This window comes from Janthinobacterium sp. GW458P, assembly GCF_002127585.1.
Classification (GTDB): Bacteria; Pseudomonadota; Gammaproteobacteria; order Burkholderiales; family Burkholderiaceae_D; genus Janthinobacterium.
In genome coordinates, this window is record NZ_NEGZ01000025.1 from 54,063 (window position 1) to 72,033 (window position 17,971).

General features: G+C 66.7%; 18 protein-coding genes and 1 pseudogene. 9 read left to right on the forward strand and 10 right to left on the reverse strand.

What is annotated here, in order from left to right; all coding sequences use genetic code 11:
• Nucleotides 1-26: 26 nt before the first annotated feature.
• The 4 genes from CBW50_RS15455 to CBW50_RS15470 form a co-directional block, all read right to left on the reverse strand.
• A complete protein-coding gene (locus tag CBW50_RS15455) occupies nucleotides 27-770 on the reverse strand; it encodes a CPBP family intramembrane glutamic endopeptidase (protein ID WP_086146386.1) in 744 nt (247 codons plus the stop codon).
• Nucleotides 771-855: 85 nt separating this feature from the next.
• Nucleotides 856-1,992 carry a benzoate/H(+) symporter BenE family transporter gene (locus CBW50_RS15460; RefSeq protein ID WP_226936460.1) on the reverse strand — a complete coding sequence of 379 codons (1,137 nt, stop codon included), beginning with the start codon at nucleotides 1,990-1,992 and terminating at the stop codon, nucleotides 856-858.
• Between the two features lie 188 nt (nucleotides 1,993-2,180).
• Nucleotides 2,181-3,650, reverse strand: a complete 1,470-nt coding sequence (locus CBW50_RS15465; RefSeq protein ID WP_086146388.1) for a PLP-dependent aminotransferase family protein — start codon at nucleotides 3,648-3,650, stop codon at nucleotides 2,181-2,183.
• Complete coding sequence (locus CBW50_RS15470) at nucleotides 3,647-4,621, reverse strand: hypothetical protein (RefSeq protein WP_086146389.1); 975 nt, start codon at nucleotides 4,619-4,621, stop codon at nucleotides 3,647-3,649. Before CBW50_RS15470 ends, CBW50_RS15465 begins: the two co-directional genes overlap by 4 nt.
• A 158-nt stretch (nucleotides 4,622-4,779) precedes the next feature.
• Here CBW50_RS15470 and CBW50_RS15475 point away from each other — a divergent pair, with 158 nt between their 5' ends.
• A complete protein-coding gene (locus CBW50_RS15475; RefSeq protein WP_086146390.1) occupies nucleotides 4,780-5,235 on the forward strand; it encodes an META domain-containing protein in 456 nt (151 codons plus the stop codon).
• Between the two features lie 55 nt (nucleotides 5,236-5,290).
• Nucleotides 5,291-6,031 (forward strand): HAD-IA family hydrolase, encoded by a 741-nt coding sequence (locus tag CBW50_RS15480; RefSeq protein WP_086146391.1) that lies wholly within the window; start codon nucleotides 5,291-5,293, stop codon nucleotides 6,029-6,031.
• Here the strand turns inward: CBW50_RS15480 and CBW50_RS15485 are convergent.
• The 5 genes from CBW50_RS15485 to ssuE form a co-directional block, all read right to left on the reverse strand.
• A complete protein-coding gene (locus CBW50_RS15485; protein ID WP_086146392.1) occupies nucleotides 5,973-6,818 on the reverse strand; it encodes an ATP-binding cassette domain-containing protein in 846 nt (281 codons plus the stop codon). The genes CBW50_RS15480 and CBW50_RS15485 overlap by 59 nt on opposite strands.
• 14 nt (nucleotides 6,819-6,832) lie before the next feature.
• Complete coding sequence (gene ssuC, locus CBW50_RS15490) at nucleotides 6,833-7,627, reverse strand: aliphatic sulfonate ABC transporter permease SsuC (protein ID WP_086146393.1); 795 nt, start codon at nucleotides 7,625-7,627, stop codon at nucleotides 6,833-6,835.
• A 1-nt stretch (nucleotide 7,628) separates the two neighbouring features.
• Nucleotides 7,629-8,789, reverse strand: coding sequence for an FMNH2-dependent alkanesulfonate monooxygenase (ssuD, locus tag CBW50_RS15495; protein WP_086146394.1), 1,161 nt, complete (start codon nucleotides 8,787-8,789; stop codon nucleotides 7,629-7,631).
• A gap of 12 nt (nucleotides 8,790-8,801) precedes the next feature.
• Complete coding sequence (locus CBW50_RS15500; protein ID WP_226936459.1) at nucleotides 8,802-9,737, reverse strand: sulfonate ABC transporter substrate-binding protein; 936 nt, start codon at nucleotides 9,735-9,737, stop codon at nucleotides 8,802-8,804.
• 100 nt (nucleotides 9,738-9,837) lie between these two features.
• Nucleotides 9,838-10,458 carry an NADPH-dependent FMN reductase gene (ssuE, locus tag CBW50_RS15505; protein WP_086146395.1) on the reverse strand — a complete coding sequence of 207 codons (621 nt, stop codon included), beginning with the start codon at nucleotides 10,456-10,458 and terminating at the stop codon, nucleotides 9,838-9,840.
• A gap of 256 nt (nucleotides 10,459-10,714) precedes the next feature.
• Here ssuE and CBW50_RS15510 point away from each other — a divergent pair, with 256 nt between their 5' ends.
• The 6 genes from CBW50_RS15510 to CBW50_RS15535 all read left to right on the forward strand — a co-directional run bounded on the left by CBW50_RS15510 (nucleotide 10,715) and on the right by CBW50_RS15535 (nucleotide 16,540).
• On the forward strand, nucleotides 10,715-11,863 hold the full coding sequence (locus tag CBW50_RS15510; protein ID WP_319017231.1) for an acyl-CoA dehydrogenase family protein: 1,149 nt from the start codon (nucleotides 10,715-10,717) through the stop codon (nucleotides 11,861-11,863).
• An 85-nt stretch (nucleotides 11,864-11,948) separates the two neighbouring features.
• Nucleotides 11,949-12,776: a MetQ/NlpA family ABC transporter substrate-binding protein gene (locus tag CBW50_RS15515; RefSeq protein ID WP_086146396.1), complete on the forward strand. Its 828-nt coding sequence runs from the start codon at nucleotides 11,949-11,951 to the stop codon at nucleotides 12,774-12,776.
• 3 nt (nucleotides 12,777-12,779) lie between these two features.
• On the forward strand, nucleotides 12,780-14,171 hold the full coding sequence (locus CBW50_RS15520; protein ID WP_086146397.1) for an LLM class flavin-dependent oxidoreductase: 1,392 nt from the start codon (nucleotides 12,780-12,782) through the stop codon (nucleotides 14,169-14,171).
• Between the two features lie 65 nt (nucleotides 14,172-14,236).
• Nucleotides 14,237-15,019 carry a hypothetical protein gene (locus tag CBW50_RS15525; protein ID WP_253251947.1) on the forward strand — a complete coding sequence of 261 codons (783 nt, stop codon included), beginning with the start codon at nucleotides 14,237-14,239 and terminating at the stop codon, nucleotides 15,017-15,019.
• Nucleotides 15,020-15,084: 65 nt separating this feature from the next.
• Complete coding sequence (bla, locus tag CBW50_RS15530; RefSeq protein ID WP_172404777.1) at nucleotides 15,085-15,987, forward strand: subclass B3 metallo-beta-lactamase; 903 nt, start codon at nucleotides 15,085-15,087, stop codon at nucleotides 15,985-15,987.
• A gap of 73 nt (nucleotides 15,988-16,060) precedes the next feature.
• Nucleotides 16,061-16,540, forward strand: a complete 480-nt coding sequence (locus CBW50_RS15535; protein WP_086146399.1) for an META domain-containing protein — start codon at nucleotides 16,061-16,063, stop codon at nucleotides 16,538-16,540.
• A gap of 137 nt (nucleotides 16,541-16,677) precedes the next feature.
• Here the strand turns inward: CBW50_RS15535 and epsC are convergent, their stop codons facing one another.
• Nucleotides 16,678-17,616 carry a serine O-acetyltransferase EpsC gene (gene epsC, locus CBW50_RS15540; RefSeq protein WP_086146400.1) on the reverse strand — a complete coding sequence of 313 codons (939 nt, stop codon included), beginning with the start codon at nucleotides 17,614-17,616 and terminating at the stop codon, nucleotides 16,678-16,680.
• Nucleotides 17,617-17,806: 190 nt separating this feature from the next.
• Here epsC and CBW50_RS29970 point away from each other — a divergent pair.
• Nucleotides 17,807-17,971: pseudogene (locus CBW50_RS29970) on the forward strand (Bcr/CflA family drug resistance efflux transporter); the annotation flags it as partial.

The following is a 17,971-nucleotide window of genomic DNA, read 5'->3' on the forward strand; positions in this document are numbered from 1 at the left end:
GCTTTTCATTATTGATTAATAAACATTTACACCCAGCCGGCCGCCAGCGCAAAAATCGCCAGGCCGTGCGCCAGCGCTGCGCCCAGCAAGCCGGCACGGCAATATACCAGCCCCGCCACCACGCCCTCGATCACGGTAAAGACGAGGATGGGCGCGCCCACCTGCGTGACGGTGGTGGCGAGAAAAGCGTGGCACAGGCCGAACAGCAGGCCCGACACGAGCGCCGCGCGCCACGCCGGCAGCCAGGCGCGCAATTGCTGCTGCAGCAAGCCGCGGAACAGCAATTCTTCATAACAGTTGGCCGCCAGCGCAAAACCCAGCAGCAAGGGCAGCGCGGACGGCGCCACGGGCGCCAGCGACGGCAGGCCGAACACGGCTTTCAAGCCCGTTGCCAGCGCAACGATCACGCACGCACCCGCCACGCCCAGCAATACGGACAGGGCTGGCCGCAGGCCGACCCAGCGGACCTGGCGGCGCGCCTCACTTTCCAGCCAGCAAGTACTTGCCACCAGCCCCAGCGATAGCGCGCCCAGCGCCAGCAAGACCGGCGGCGGCGCCGTGAAGCGCAAGCCGCCCGCCGCCACCTGCCAGTAGCCGTGCGCCGTCATCGCGTCGCGCGCCAGCACGAAAAACAGGATGTGCACGAGCACGCGCAGCAGCGGCACCGCGCGTGGCGCAGTACGTGGCAAGGCCAGCAGCAAGGCGGCGCAGACGAGGAAGGCGGGCGTGATCGCCAGCAAATACGGCGCCAGGGAAGACAAGTCGGCCATCGTTCACATCGGGAAAAGGACGGTGCCAACGGGCACGGGCGCAGCAATTGTATGCGGCGGCTGGCAAAATGGGCAACCTGTCTCGCTATGCCGCCTTGCGCCAGCCATGCATCAGTCCATGCGCCGCCAGGCCCGCCGCCAGCCCCCACAGGGCGCCGCCCACGCCCAGCAGGGTCACGTTCGCCGCCGTGGCAAGAAACGTGATCAGGGCAGTCTCGCGCGTGCGCACGTCCGCCATCGCCTGTGCCAGGCTGTTGCCGATGGCACCGAGCAGGGCCAGGCCCGCCAGCGCCGTAATAAAACTGCGCGGCAAGACCATGAACAGGCTGGCCAGGGTCACGCCAAAGATGCCCACGAGGATATACAGCACGCCGCAGGCCAGCCCCGCGACATAGCGTTTCGACGGCTCCACATGCGCATCCTTGCCCGTGCAGATGGCGGCCGTGATGGCGGCCACGTTGAAGGCGTGCGCGCCGAACGGCGCCATGAGCAGCGAGCCGAGTCCCGTCGCCGTCAGGATGGGATTGGCGCTGAGCTGGTAACCGTCATTGCGCAGCACCAGCATGCCCGGCATGTACTGGCCCGTCAGCGTGATCAGGAACAGCGGCAGCGCCACGCCCAGCAGCGACGCCACGGAAAAGCGCGGCATCTGCAGCACGGGCGCGGCCAGGGCCAGCTCGATGCCCTGCGCATCGATGCGCCCCTGCGCCAGCAGCAGGACCAGGCCGATCAGCATGATGCCGACCACGGCGTAGCGGGCCGTAAAGCGGCGCAGCACGGCGTACGACAGCAGCAATACCACCACCAGCAGCGGGTCGGCGCTGGCGCCGCCGAAGGCGTTCACGCCAAACTGCAGCAGGATACCGGCCAGCAAGCCGGCGGCAATACCGCCGGGAATCAGCCGCACGAGGCGCTCGAAGGCGCCGGACATGCCCAGCACGATGAAGGCGAGCGCGGACGCCATGTAGGCGCCGATCACCTCGGCATACGGCGTGTGCGGCATGACGGTGGCCAGGAAGGCCACGCCGGGCGTGGACCAGGCCGTGATGACGGGCGCGCGGTAGCGGCAGCTGAGCCAGATGCCCGTCACGCCTACGCCGATGCTCAGCGACCAGACCCAGGACGCCGTCTGCGCGGCGCTCAGCTGGGCCAGTTGGGCCGCCTGGAACACCAGCACGAAGGTGCCGCCATAGTTGACGAGGACGGAGATGAAGGCCGCCATCGTGGGGGACGCGAGGTCTTGCCAGCGCAGCCTGTCCGGCACCCCTGCTGTTTTTGCACTTGTTGCGCTTGTTGCTCCTGTCGTCATGCGGATAGCCTCCCTTGCCAGTGAAAGGAGGCATCTTAAGACGCACATGGACTGCTCAGACAGTCCAATTCACCACCTCACGGCAGACCACATGCATGGACCTACACCAGCGCGCGGGCCAGGCCGATGATGCCGTTGTCGATCTCGTGCGGCGTGAGCGCCGCAAAACCCAGCAGCCAGCCGCCCCGCGCCGGCGGCTGCGCGTACAGGCGGCTCAGGCCCGGCAGCGCGATGCCTGCCCGGGCCGCCAGGCGTTGCGTGTGCAGCTCATCCCTGCCCTCGTGCAGCAGACAAGGCAGCTGCAAGCCGCCAGGCGGCAGCTGCGCCGTGACGACGTGCGGCAGATGCCGCTGCACGGCCTGCGCCATCGCGTCGCGGCGCACGGCATAGACCTTGCGCATGGCGCGCACATGGGCGGCGAAATGGCCATCGGCGATGAAACGGGCCAAGGTCAGCTGGTCCAGCTGCGGCGTGTGCCCGTCGAGGATGCTGCGCGCATGCGTCATCGGCTTGACGAGGGCCGGCGGCAGCACCATGTAGCCGATGCGCAGCCCCGGATACAGCGACTTGGCGAAGGTGCCCAGATATATGGTGCGCTGCTGCGTGTCGAGTCCCTGCACGCAGGCCGTCGGCAGGCCCGCGTAGTGAAACTGGCTGTCGTAATCATCCTCGATGATCCAGCCCTGGCGTTCCGCCGCCCAGGCAACCAGCTCCAGGCGGCGCTCCAGCGCCAGGGTGACGCCCGTCGGATACTGGTGCGACGGCGTCACATAGACCGTGTTGGCGCCGCTGCGGTCCGCGCGCAGGCTGGCGATGGACAAGCCGTGCGCATCGACTGGCACGGGCACGACCTGCAATTGCGCCATCTCGAAGGCCTTGCGCGCGCCGAAATAGCCTGGATCTTCCATCAATATCGGGCCATGCGCGTCGGCCAGCACCTGCGCGCACAGGTACAGGGCCTGGCGCGTGCTGCTCAGCACCAGCACCTGGTCCGCCGTGGCCCGCGCGCCCCGCTCCAGGTTGACATAGTCGGCGATGGCCTGGCGCAGCGGCTGCGCGCCTTGCGGCTCGCCGTGCAGCAGCACATGGTGTTCGCTGGCGGCCTGGCGCCGCAGGCGCTCCCACACGTCGGCGGGGAAGGCCCGCGTTTCCGGCAATCCCGTGGCAAACGCCTTCACGCTCTGCTGGTCGGCCACGCCGCCGCTGGCGAGAATCTGCGCGCCGCGCGCGCTGAGGGCCACCGGCTGGGTGCACGCGGGCTGGAATGCCGACGACGGCCTGCCCAGCAAGCTGGCCCCTATCGTCGCCGACACGAAACTGCCCGATCCCGCCTGCCGCTCGATATAGCCGTCCAGGCGCAGCTGCGCGTACGCCATTTCCACCGTGTCGCGCGACAGCCCCAGCGACTGCGCCAGCGCGCGCGTGGCGGGCAGCCGCAGGCCGGGCGCGAGCACGCCATCGAGTATCAGCTGGCGCAGCGCGCGCTGGACGCGCACGCGCAAGTCGAGCGCCGCCAGTTGCGGGGCGGCGATGCGCATTTTCAGGGTGTCGAGTTCGAGCTGCGGCGTCATGTGGCCTTCGGGATGGCGCTGGCAGCCGCCACGGCGGCCATGCTGCTGGCGTGCGAAAAGCCGTGCTGCTGCAGCACCGCCACCAGTTGCTCGCTGGCGCAGCCCAGGCGCAGGTTTTCCGCCACCCAGTCCTTCCAGGCGGCGCCGATTTCCGGCATCGCTTCCGGCGCCAGGGTGAGACCGAGTATGCACTGGGCCAGCAAGCCGTTGATGCGCTGCGTGTCGATCAGGTGCTGCACCACCGCGTGTCCCGAGTGCGGATACGGGTGCAGGGTGCAGCGGCCGAAGGCGGCCAGGCGCTGCGCGTGCATGGCGTCGAGGTTGACCGATTCGCCGGCGCCGGCCGCGTCAGGCCGGGCCACGTCAGGCCGGGCCACGTCAGGCCGGGCCGCGTCAGGCCGCGTGCCGAATACCAGGTGGGTATGCGTACGCTGCGTCGCCCTGGCGCGGCACAGGGCGGCCAGGTCGTAGTAGCCGGACAGCGGCGGGTCCTGGGCCAGCGACTCCATCACGGGCAGCCAGCGCAGCTCATGGTACAAACGCGCCTGCTCCACGTCGAGAAAGGACAGCGGCCCGAAGGCGACGATCTGCTGCACCTCCAGCAGCAAGCCATACATGACGGCCGCATACGCGCCCATGGACTGGCCGATGGTGGTGACATTACCCGGCGCGATGCGGCGCACCAGCTCGCGCAGCGCTTGCGCCGTTTCGTCGACATGGCTGCCCAGGCCTGCGATGCGCCGGTGATACCAGGCATTGGCCGAATCGCGCACGAGGATTTTGTTCAGGTGCTGTCCGCTGGCCTGTTCCAGCTTTTTCAGGCGGCCGAAAAAATCAAAGGCGGGACGCGTGGTCCATGAAACGAAGCCGAAGGCGATGACCAGCGGCGCGCCCGGCACGATATGGTCCACCAGCACGTCATCGCCGCTGGTGGCGACCAGTCGGTTATTGAGCAATTGGGCTTGCTGCATCACTTCGGCTCCCCGTGACAGGATAAAAAGGCATAAAGCATGAGTTTAATGCCAATACTGCCTAAATGAAAAATAATCGCCGCTGCGCTGCCGTACCGGGGGACGGGCGGATAATCTGCTAGTCTGGCAGCGATCATCCACCTTCACGGGAGCATCCCATGCTGCATCGACTGAAACACCTGCCCCTGGCCGCCGCCATCGCCCTGGCCGCCGGCTGCGCCGGGACAGGCGACCATGCCGCTCCGGGCGACGCGCTGGCCCCCAGCTACAGCCTGACGAATACCTACTGGAAGCTGACGGAACTCGATGGCGCCAAGGTGGCGATGGCTCCCGGGCAGGAGCGCGAAGTGCGCATCACCCTGTCCGATGACGGCAAGGTCACCGGTTTTACGGGCTGCAACCGCGTCATGGGCGGCTATACGCTGGCCGGCACGGCCCTGCGCTTCACGCAGCTGGCCGGCACCCGCATGGCCTGCCCGCCGCCTTTGATGCAGCTGGAAAGCGCCGTGCTGGCCAACTTGAGCAGCGTGACGGGCTACCGTTTCGAAGGCGAATATCTGATCCTGCTCAAGGATGGCGCGCCCGTGGCCCGGTTTGAATCGGTCTACCTGTGAAATAAAAATCGACTGCCGTTACAATGGCTTCCAGCCCATCATCTGGAAGGAAGCCATGTCCGCCCTGCCCTCGCCGTCGCAGCAGCCACCGTTATCGCCGACGCCGCCCCGCGCCGCAGGCCGCTACCGCGCCCTGCTGTTCGACATGGACGGCACCGTCATCAATTCCATCGCCGCCGCCGAACGCATCTGGGGCACATGGGCGCAGCGCCAGGGCCTCGACGTGGCGGCCTTTCTGCCCACCATCCACGGCGCGCGCTCGGTCGACACCATCGCCAGGCTGCGCCTGCCCGGCGTCGACGCGCAACGCGAGTCGCAAGGCATCACGGATGCCGAGATCATCGACGTGGCGGGGATCATTGAAGTTGCCGGCGCACGGCGCCTCCTGCGGTCGCTGCCGCCGGCCCGGTGGGCCATCGTCACCTCGGCGCCGCGCGCGCTGGCCACCGCGCGCCTGCAGGCGGCCGGTATGCCCATTCCCGCCATCATGGTGACGGCGGAAGACATCAAGGCCGGCAAACCCAGGCCGGATTGCTACCTGCTGGCGGCAGAAAAACTGGGCGTGGCGCCCGTTGACTGCCTGGTCTTCGAGGATGCGTCGGTCGGCATTGAGGCGGGCGAGGCGGCCGGCGCGCAGGTCATCGTCGTCACGGCCACGCATGCGCAACCGCTGGCCACGCGCCATCCGGCCATCGCCAATTACGAGGGCATCGTGGCGACGGTGGATCCGGACGGCTTTATCGTGCTGGCGCAGTTGCCTGCCCCTGCTGCGGCTGCAGCACGCGCGACAAGATAGCCTGCTCCAGCGCGGCAAAGGCCGCATGGCCGCGCTGGCGGGGGCGCGGCAAGTCCACCCGCGCGTCCAGCGTGATCTGGCCATCCTCGATCAGCAGCACGCGGTCGGCCAGGGCCACGGCTTCGGCCACGTCGTGCGTCACCAGCACGGCCGTAAAGCCGCGCGCCAGCCACAGCGATTCGATCAGCTGCTGCATTTCGATGCGCGTCAGGGCGTCGAGCGCGCCCAGCGGCTCGTCGAGCAACAGCAATTGCGGTTCGTGCACGAGGGCGCGCGCCAGCGCCACGCGCTGCTTCTGCCCGCCCGACAGGGCTGCCGGCCAGTCATCGGCCCGTTCTGCCAGGCCCACCGTCCACAGGGCGGCCGCCGCCGCGCCCACGGAGCGGGGCAAGCCCAAAGCCACGTTTTCCAGCACGGTTTTCCAAGGCAGCAGCCGCGCTTCCTGGAACATGATGCGGATATCGGGCGCGCCCACGCCGCTGCCGATGGCAACCATCCCTTCCGCGACGCTTTCCAGCCCCGCGATCGAGCGCAGCAAGGTGCTCTTGCCGCAGCCGCTGCGTCCCACGATGGCGACAAACTCGCCCGCTTCGAGCTGCAGGTCGACGTTGTTCAGCACGGAGCGTGCGCCATACGCCTTGCTCAATTGCGTCAATGCCAGCGGCACGCCGCGGCGCTGCAAAGGAGTTTGCGGGGCGCCCCTGGCCTGCGGCGGCGCGCTGGCGGGGTCGTACTGCACGAAATGGGACAGAAAATCCGTTTCAATCTGGATCGGTGCAAGCAGCATGGTGTCCTCTTCAATTATTGGCGGTAGGCGGGATTCCAGCGCAGGCAGCAGCGTTCCAGCCGGCGCGAAAGCAAATCGGCCAGCTTGCCCAGCAAGGCGTACAGCAAAATCCCCACCAGCACCACGTCCGTTTGCAAAAATTCGCGTGCATTCATGGTCATGTAGCCAATGCCGGCCTGCGCCGAGATGGTTTCGGCGACGATCAGCAGCACCCACACGAGGCCCAGCGAAAAGCGCACGCCGACCAGGATCGAGGGCATGGCGGCCGGCAGGATCACGTCGCGGTACAGGGGCCAGCCGGACAGGCCATAGCTTTTCGCCATTTCGATCAAACCCTGGTCGGCCGCGCGGATGCCGTGGAAGGTGTTCAGGTAGACGGGAAAGAACACGCCGACGGCCAGCAGAAACAGTTTCGCCGTCTCGTCGATGCCGAACCACAGGATCACCAGCGGAATCAGGGCCAGGGCCGGGATGTTGCGCACCATTTGCAAGGTCGTGTCGAGCAGGGTTTCCGCGTGGCGGAAGCTGCCCGTCAACAGCCCCAGCAGCAAGCCCAGTCCGGCGCCCACGGCGAAACCGACCGTGGCGCGCCACAAGCTCGTCTTCAGGTGCAGCCACAGCTCGCCCGACAGCGCCAGGTGCCAGAAGGCCTTCGCCACGGCCCATGGCTCGGGCAGGATGCGGCTCGACAGCCAGCCCCACTGCGCCGCCAGCTGCCAGGCCAGCAGCAGCGCCACGGGCAAGGCCCATGGCGCCAAGACATTGCGCCAGGGCGTGCCGGAAAGGCGCTTGACGGCAGCCGTCGCCATCTCAGGCCGCCTTTTTCTGCGGCGCGGCCGGCACGATATTGCTGGCCATGACTTCACCGAAAGGGCCGCTCAAGGACTGCTCACCCACGGTCTTGCCCTTGCCCAGCAGCGGAAATACCAGTTCGGCGAAACGGTACGACTCTTCCAGGTGCGGGTAACCGGAGAAAATGAAGGTGTCGATGCCCAGGTCCGCGTATTCCTGCATGCGCGCCACCACGGTCGGGCCGTCGCCGACCAGGGCCGTGCCCGCGCCGCCGCGCACCAGGCCCACGCCCGCCCAGAGATTGGGCGACACTTCGAGCTTGTCGCGCCGCCCGCCGTGCAGGGCCGCCATGCGCTGCTGGCCCACGGAATCCATCTTGCCGAACGCCGCCTGCGCCTTGGCGATGATGTCGTCGTCGAGGTGGCTGATCAGTTCATCGGCCGCGCGCCAGGCCGCCTCGTTGGTTTCGCGCACGATCACGTGCAATCGGATGCCGAAGCGCACCGTGCGTCCCCGCTTGGCGGCGCGCGCGCGGATGTCGGCGATTTTCTCGGCGACGGCGGCGGGCGGCTCGCCCCACGTCAGGTAGACGTCCATCTGCTCGGCCGCCAGCGCATGCGCCGGCTCCGACGAACCGCCGAAATACAGGGGCGGATACGGTTTCTGCACGGGCGGATACAAGGTTTTCGCGCCCTTCACCTGGATATGCTTGCCCTCGAAATCGTAGCCGGCAGCGCCGCCCTCGCCCGCCAGCGTGGCGCGCCACACCTTGATGAATTCATCGGAGATTTCATAGCGCTTGGCGTGGTCGGCAAACAGGCCGTCCGCTTCCAGCTCGCCCTGGTCGCCGCCCGTGACGACGTTGATCAGCAATCGCCCATTCGACAGGCGGTCAAAGGTGGACGCCATGCGCACGGCCAGGCCGGGCGTGGACAGGCCGGGCCGCACGGCCACGAGGAATTTGAGCTTTTGCGTCACGCTGATCAAGGATGACGCCACCACCCACGCGTCTTCGCAGGAGCGGCCCGTGGGCAGCAGCACGCCGTCGTAGCCAAGCGTGTCGGCGGCCACGGCCACCTGACGCAAATAATCGGCGTCGACGGGACGCGCGCCCTGCGACGTGCCCAGGTAGCGGCTGTCGCCGTGGGTGGGGATAAACCAGAAGACATTCAATGACATGATATTTATTCCTTATTTTGCGCTGGTGGCCAGCTGGCGCGCCGGCAGCAGCGCGTCCTTGACGACGATCGGCTTCGGTATCAGCTTCAGGCTGGAAAAGGCATCGGCCACCCTTTGCTGCGAAGCGATGACGTCGACGGACACGGGTTTGACGCCATACGCATAGCGCGCGGCGGCCAGCGCCACCACATCCTTGCCCAGCCCGGTCTGCGCCGACAGGATCGTCGCCACCTCGTCCGGGTTGTTGCGGCCCCAGTCATCGACCTTGGCCACTTCGTCGAGCACGATGCGCAGGATCTCGGGATGCTTTTCCGCATACGTGCGCGAGGCCAGATAAAACTGGTAGTTCGCCACCAGGCCCTTGCCGTCGGCCAGCACGCGCGCGCCCAGCTGCTTTTCGGCGGCCGCCAGGAACGGGTCCCAGATGGCCCAGGCATCCACGCTGCCCCGCTCGAAGGCGGCGCGCGCATCGGCCGGCGGCAGGAACACGGGCTGGATGTCGGCATACGCGACGCCGGCCTTTTCCAGCGCTTTCAACAGCAGGTAATGCACGTTCGAGCCCTTGTTCAGGGCGATTTTCTTGCCCTTCAAATCGGCCAGGGTGCGCAGGCCGGAACCCTTGGGCACGACGATGGCTTCGCTGGCGGGCGACGCCGGCTCATTGCCGACATATACCAGATTGGCGCCGGCCGCCTGGGCAAAGATTGGCGGCGCCTCGCCCACGGTGCCGAAATCGATGCTGCCCACGTTCAAGCCTTCCAGCAGCACGGGACCGGCTGGAAATTCCGTCCATTTCACGCCCACGCCCTGCTCGGCCAAGCGTTTTTCCAGCGTGCCGCGCCCCTTCAACAAGGTCAGGGTGCCGTATTTCTGGTAGCCAATACGCACCTGCACCTGTACTTCTCCCTTGGCCTGCGCCTGCGCCGTGGCCGGCATGCCGGCCGCCATCACGCCGGCAGCGGCGGCGAACAGCAGGCCCAGAGTGGTACGGCGCGAGAGGCGTTGTGCGTGGCGATGTGTCATGGCGGTTCCTTTGGTCGGTGAATAATCAGGCGGCTTGATACTGGGGGGCGTAAGGCTGGTCTTGCAGCGAACGCACGGGAGGCGGGACCTCTGCCGGTGCCGGCGGGCGCTGGCCCTCCAGCACGAACAGGCCGGCCACCACTTCCTCGACGCCGGCCTGCACGCGCGCGGCGATCGGCGTGTCCAGGCTCAGGCCCCGCTCTTCGTCCCACGCCAGTTGCTGCACATTGGCATAGATGCTGGTGAACACCTGCCTGGCGCCCAGCGCATGCAGCACGGGGCGCAACGCGTAATCGAGCGCCAGGGTGTGGGCGTGGCCGCCGCCCGTGGCCAGCGGCAGTACCAGCTTGCCGGCCAGGCCATCCTGCGGCAGCAGGTCGAGAAAGGCTTTCAGCAAGCCTGTGTAGGACGCCTTGTAGATGGGCGTGGCGATCACGATGGCGTCGGCGTCGGCCACGGCGCGCACGGCGCGGGCGATCGCCGCGTCGTCATGGTCGGCCAGCAGCAGGGCGCGCGCCGGCAGGTCGCGCACATGCAGCCTGGCGCAGTTGTGGCCCCGCAGCGCCAGCTGCTCGCCAACATGCAGCAGCAGGCGGCTGGAACTCGATGGGAGTTGCGGGCTGCCGCCCAATAACAAGATGCTCATGTGGTGTCCGTCCCTGTGCGTGATCGATCAATTTGGCTACTCAAGATGCTTGCAGCCTATCGCCATCAGGGGCGCGTTAAAACGAATGCTTTCGCGCTTCCATATGCGTTTTTTGACTATCCGCGCCTGACGCCCCGCCAGCCGTGGCGCCGTCGCCGGCGCGGCTTTTTTCGCATATCCATGCGCGGTTTTCTTCGTGTACGGCGCACGCGGAGCGGTGCAATATCGGCTGCATCGTCTTTCTGGAATGTCACCCATGTCTAGCGTTTTTCTCCAGTCCGCCCGCTCCCGGGCCCCTGCCCAGCAAGCGCTGCAGGACGCCATCCACATCGCCACGTCGCTGGCCGCGCGCCTGGCCGAAACAGCCAATGCCCGCGACCAGGCCGGCGGTCACGCGGCCCGGGAACGCGAATGGCTGCGCGACTCGGGTCTTCTCACCTTGTCGATTCCCGTGGAATTCGGCGGCCAGGGCGCATCCTGGCCCCTCGTGTACCAGGTGATCCGCATCCTGGCGCGCGCCGACAGCGCGCTGGCGCATGTCTTCGGCTTCCACCATCTACAACTGGCCGGCTTGCAGCTGTACGGCAGCGCGCAGCAGCAGCGCCGCCTGCTCACCCTGACCGTGGACGAGCGCCTGTTCTGGGGCAATGCGCTCAATCCCCTCGACAAGCGGGTCGCGGCCAGCGACAGCGACAACGGCTATATCCTCGACGGCATCAAGAGCTTTTCTTCCGGCTCCGTCGGTTCCGACTGGCTGACCGTCTCCGCCTGGCATGCGCCCACGCAGACGGCGCTGATCGCCGCCCTGCCCACGCGCCAGGACGGCGTGACCGTGCAGGCGGACTGGGACGCTTTCGGCCAGCGCCAGACGGACAGCGGCAATGTCCGCTTTGAAGGAGTCGCCCTGCCGCAGGAGCTGGTGCTGCAGGCGCCCGCGCAGGCCGCCACGCCGCAAGCCACCGTGCGCTCGCAGATCGCGCAATTGATCATGACAAATTTATATCTGGGTATCGCCGAAGGCGCCTTCGAGGCGGCGCGCCGCTACACGGACGAACAGGCGAAAGCCTGGTTCGCCTCGGGCGTGGCCAGGGCTGCGGACGACCCTTTGATCCAGCACCGCTACGGCCAGCTATGGCTGCTGCTGCGCCCCGCGCAGGTGCTGGCCGATGGCGCGGCGCAGGAACTGGAAAAAGTGTTCCGCAAGGGCGCGCTGGTGACGGCGCGCGAACGGGGCTTGCTGGCCGTGGCCGTGGCCGAAGCCAAATGCCTGGCGCACAAGGCGGGCCTCGAAATCAGCAGCCAGATGTTCGAACTGACGGGCGCCCGTTCCACCTCGGCCCAATACGGCTTCGACCGCTATTGGCGCAACGTGCGCGTGCATACGCTGCACGACCCCATCGACTAAGCTGCGCGACCTGGGACGCTTTGCCCTGACTGGCACGGTGCCCGAGCCGACCGCGTACTCATAATTTACCCACCAAGGAGCCACCATGACCATCGCCCGCCGCAGCATCGTCCTCACCGCCCTGACCCTGGCCTTGACAGCCAGCTTCGCCCACGCCAAGGACCCGAAAGACATCACCATCGGCACCAGCGCCGGGCCGTACGCGGACCAGATCAAGCTGGGCATCAAGCCTATCCTGGAGAAACAGGGCTACAAGGTCAAGCTGGTGGAATTCAACGACTACATCCAGCCGAACTTCGCGCTGGCCGAGGGTTCGCTGGACGCCAACGTCTTCCAGCACATCGTCTACCTGAAGAAGTTCGCGACCGAGCACAAGCTGGCCCTGACGGACCTGATCACGATCCCCACGGCGCCGATCGCCATCTACAGCAGGAAGCACAAGACGCTCGATGACGTGAGGGAAGGCACGACGGTGGGTTTGCCGAACGATCCGACCAACCAGGCGCGCGCGCTGGTGCTGCTCGATCAATTGGGCTGGATCAAGCTGCGCGCCAGCTTCGACCCCGTGCGCGCGTCGGAAAAGGATATCGCCGTCAACACGAAGAAAATCAAGCTGCTGCCGCTGGAAGCGGCGCAGCTGCCACGCTCGCTGGGCGACACCGATTACTCCTTCATCAACGGCAATTACGCGCTGGCCTCGGGGCTGAAACTGACGGATGCGCTGGTGGCCGAGAAAATCTCGCCCAACTACATCAACCTGGTGGCCATCCGCACGGCCGACAAGGACAAGCAGTTCGCCAGAGACCTGGCGGCCGCCTACCGCTCGCGCGAATTCCTCGACATCACCAATAAACACTTTGCCGGCTATTCAAAACCCGACTACCAGCAAGCCTTGCAGACGGCGGCCAAATAAGCCATGGCCAAGACGATACGCTTCAACGCCTTCCAGATGAATACGGTAGGCCACCAGTCGCCGGGGCTGTGGACGCATGCGCGCGACCGCAGCCACCGCTACACCGATCCTGAACACTGGACGGAACTGGCGCGCCTGCTGGAGGCGGGCCTGTTCGACGCGGTATTCCTTGCCGACGTGCTGGGCGTGTATGACGTGTACCGGGGCAGCCTCGATGCGGCCCTGGAACACGGCGTGCAGGTGCCGCTGAACGACCCGCTGGCCCTCGTGCCCATCATGGCGCAGGCCACCACGCACCTGGGTTTCGGCGTCACCTGCGCCCTCACCTATGAGCACCCGTACACGTTCGCGCGGCGCATGTCCACGCTCGACCACCTGACGGGTGGGCGCATCGGCTGGAATATCGTCACGGGCTACCTCGATAGCGCGGCGCGCAACCTGGGCCTGAGCCAGCAGCTGGGCCACGACGAACGCTACGACCTGGCCGATGAATACCTGGAAGTCGTCTACAAGCTGTGGGAAAAAAGCTGGGACGACGACGCCGTCGTCAACGACAAGGCGCGCGCAATCTACGCCGATCCGGCCAAGGTACATCCGATCAACCATGCCGGGCGCCACTACCAGGTGCCCGGCATCCATTTGTGCGAACCGTCGCCGCAGCGCACGCCGCTGCTGTACCAGGCGGGCACCTCGCCGCGCGGCACGCGCTTCGCGGCGCGCCACGCGGAAGCCACGTTTGTCAGTGGCCCCAGCAAGACAGTCGTCAAGCGTTACGCGGACGACTTGCGCGCCGCCGTGCGGCAAAGCGGGCGCGATGGTGATGCGCTGCTGATCTATGCGCAGGCGCTGGTCATCACGGGCGCCACGGAAGCGCAAGCGCGCGCCAAACACGCCGACTATCTGCGCCATGTCAATATCGAGGCGGCGCTGGTGCTGCTGTCGGGCTGGACGGGCGTCGATTTCAGCCGCTATCCGCTCGACGCCACCATCGACTACATCGATTCCGAGGCGGGACGCTCGGCGCTGGCCTCGTTCAGCCAGGCCGACCCGGAACGCCGCTGGACAGTGCGCGAGGCGGCCGAATACATCGGCCTGGGCGGGCGCGGCCCCGTACTGGTGGGCGATGCGCGCCAGGTGGCCGACCAGCTGGAAGCGTGGCTCGACGAAACGGGTATCGACGGGTTCAATCTTGCCTTCGCCGTGGCCCACGACAGCATGGCCGACGTGGTGGCCCACATCGTGCCGGAACTGCGGCGGCGCGGCCGCTACCGCACGCATTATGAAGAAGGCACCCTGCGCCACAAGGTCTTCGGCCGGGGCCCGCGCCTGCCGGCCGGTCACGCGGGACGGCTGGTCAGCATCGGGCCCGGCGAGGAGGCGCTGGCGGCGGCCTGACGGCGCCAGTGACAAGCGTTATCAATCATGTTAGCTTGTCATGTCAAAAACACACAGGCGACGACGTGCACCTCCTTTCCTTTCGCGGCAAGCGCCCTTCGACCTTGCTCTTCGCCCTTCTGGCCGCCAGCCATGCCGCGGTGCAAGCGGACGCGCCGGCCGAAACCGGCCAGTCCATCCACATCAACAGCATCCGCAATCCGGAACTGAAATCGTACCGCGTGATGGCGGCAGGTCTCGACGCCTTCGATGAATACCATGCGCTGGCGCCGCAAGCGCGCGAAGTGCGCTTCAAGCTGGTCGCGGGCAGCCGCGCTCCGGCAGACGCCATGCAGGACCTGACCTTGCGCATCGCCGGCAACGAAACCGCGATTGCCCTGCCCCTGGCCGCCGACGGCAGCTTCGTGCTGCCGCGCAGCGCGCAGGCCGACAGCGAAGACGCGGACCTGATCACGAACAAGAAAAAAGGCCATTACCGCTGGCAGCCCTCCGTCTACAGCGACGGCGTGCCGGCCAACATGCGCCGCCTGGGTGACTTGCGCCTGCAATGCCAGGTGATGATCGCCATCGCCAAGAAGGAGATTGCGTTCTGGGTACGGACCCTGGTCGGCACCTTGCTGCGCACCACCGACTGGTGCTCCTCCGAACAGCTCAAGCTGGGCGCCCGCAGCGATGTGCCCCTTGCCAGCGCCACCCTGCTCGCCGGCGAGCGCCGCGTGCCCCTGAAGGTGGAAAAAGAAGGCGCTTCCTTCGTCGCTCCCATCGGCGACACCAGCTATCCGGACGACACGCTGATCGAACTGCAGTACAGGAATGACGCCGCTGGCGGGCCGCCGGCGCCCCCGTGAACATTTGCCTCGGGCCCCGTTCCATGTCAGCATACGCCATCCTGGCACCACTGATAAGGACTGCAATGCCCCTCACACTCCCACGCACGCTGGCCATGACCACGCTGCTGGCCATCCCCGCCACGCTGGCGCTGGCGCAGGCGCCAGCCACGCCGCCGACACCGGGCTGCGACGTCTGCGCCGCCTGGAACGCGGACCAGGCGCCGTTCCGCATTTTCGGCAATACCTATTATGTGGGCGTCAAAGGCCTCAGTTCCGTGCTGGTGACGTCGCCCCAGGGTCACGTGCTGATCGACGGCGGCTTGCCGGAGTCGGCGCCCAAGATCATCGCCAATATCGACGCGCTGGGTTTCCGCATCGAGGACGTCAAGCTGATACTCAATTCGCACGGCCATATCGACCATGCGGGCGGCCTGGCCGAACTGCAGCGGCGCAGCAATGCGCTGGTGGCCGCCAGCCCTTCGGCGGCGCTGGACCTGGCGTCGGGCGAAGTGGGACCGGACGACCCGCAATACCATGCGCTGCCCAAGTACCCGCCCGTGACAGACATGCGTCTGGCGCGCGAAGGCGGCCAGTTCAACGTCGGCCCCATAGTCCTGACGGCGCACGCCACGCCGGGCCACACGCCCGGAGGCCTGAGCTGGACCTGGGAATCGTGCGACGGCCCCCGCTGCCTGAACATGGTCTACGCGGACAGCCTCAACGCCGTTTCTCGCCCCGGCTTCAGGTTCAGCGCCAGCAGCGAGTATCCGAATGCGGTGGACGACCTGCGCCGCAGCTTCGCAACCCTGGAAAAACTGCCCTGCGACGTACTCATCTCGGCCCACCCGGAAGCGTCGCAGCTGTGGGAGCGGCTGGAAGCGAGCGTCACGGCCGGCAGCGAGGCCTTTGTCGACCAGCAGGCCTGCCGCGCCTACGTGGCGGCGGCGCGCGCTCTGCTCGAGGCGCGGCTGGAGCAGGAGCGGTAGACTTGTCAACCGTGCACGCCGGCGCGGCGCGTATCTGCTACGCTGGCGCCATTCATTTGAAGAAGGAAATGCCATGTTCAAGATCGCCAGACTGATTCCCCTCGCCGCCATCATCGCCATTACGGCCGGCTGCGCACAGACACCCGCGACCAGCGATGCGGCCGCCGCCGCGCCAGGCGCCACCTCGCCAGCCAGGCCGGCGCCGAAGCTGACGGGCACGCAGTGGAAGCTGAAGGAATTGAAGGGCAAGAAAGTCGCGCGCAAGGCGCCCGAGCAGCGCGACGTGACGCTGCTGCTGGCCGAAGGCCGCGCCAGCGGCCACAGCGGCTGCAACCAGATGATGGGCGGCTACACCAGCGACGGCGTCAGCACCCTGGCCTTCTCGCAGCTGGCCGGCACCATGATGATGTGCCAGCCGCAGGATATGGACCTCGAACGCGAACTGTTGACCACCCTGGGCGAAGTCAACGGCTACCGCTACGCCGACCAGGAACTGCTGCTGCTCAACGATGGCGTGCCCGTGGCCCGCTATGAGGCGCTGACGGTGAAGTAAGGTCTTTGCAAAGCCAGGCGCCACGCCCGGCTTGAAGAGTGCCCGAAAAACGTTCAGGGCAAGGCGCAGCGCCGCAGGCAGTGCGCTGGTACGGCCAGGCGCTGCAACGCCGCCATGGACGTTTTCTCGGCCACTCCTCAATCGTTGCGCATCTGCGCCTGCGATACATTGCTGTTCGCCGGCACGCTCTGCGTCAGCCACACATTCCCCCCGATGGTCGATCCCGCGCCGATGGTAATGCGCCCCAGCACCGTCGCGCCCGCGTATATCACCACATCGTCCTCGACGATGGGGTGGCGCGGCGTGCCCTTGATCAGCGCGCCGGAGGCGTCCGCGGGAAAACGCTTGGCGCCCAGCGTGACGGCCTGGTACAGGCGCACGCGCTGGCCGATGATGGCCGTCTCGCCGATCACCACGCCCGTGCCGTGGTCGATGAAGAAGGAGGCGCCGATGCGCGCGCCCGGATGGATGTCAATGCCCGTCAAGGTGTGCGCGATATCGGCCACCAGGCGCGCCAGGAATGGCGCACCGAGCGCGTGCAGCTGGTGCGCCAGCCGGTGGTACAAGATGGCGATGGTGCCCGGATAGCACAGCATGATCTCGGCCACCGAGGTGGCGGCCGGGTCGCCCGCATAGGCGGCCTGCACGTCCGACACGAGCAGGGCGCGGATGTCGGGCAGGCTGGCGGCGAAGGCGCGCGTGATGTCGCGCGCCCGCTGCGCCAGGGCCGCATCGTCGCCGGCGCCGCCGTCGTCATCGCCGGCCGGAGCGGAAAACAGCAGGCCGCGCCGCACCTGCTCGCTGAGGCGGTTCAGGGTGGTGTTGAGCGTGTCGCCGACAAAATAGTCGATGCTTTCATCGGTCAGGTTCGGCCGTCCGTAATGCGTGGGGAACAGGGCCGCCGACAGGCCGTTGACGATGCTGGTCAGCGCTTCGCGCGACGGCAGTTCGCGCACCCTGCCGTTGTGGCGGATCTTGTGCTTGTCTTCGCGCGAGCTGCGCAAGGCCTGGATCACGGGCCCCAGGTTCCACTGGGCCGTGTCGTCGGCTGGCGCCGCGGGGTAAATACTGTGCATGGCGTGTCACTTCCAAAAAAACGGCAAACAGGCCGGGTCGCCCCAGCATAACGGCGGCGACAGGTAAAACAAACGAAGGAATTCAATGTTCGATATGCGAAAAACGCATATCAACGACCAACAAGGCCCGCGCCAGACCCGATTGTTGCCGCTAGCGTAAAATGACGGACTAACAAAAACACTGTTCAACATGACTAAATTATTAACCTGGATTTTGGCGGGCCTGGCCATGGTCGGACCGCTTGCCATCGACACCTATCTGCCGTCTTTCCCCGCCATCGTGCACGATTTTCAGTCCAGCCCCCTGCTGGTGCAGCAAACCCTGAGCTTTTTCCTGTTCACGTTTGCCTTCATG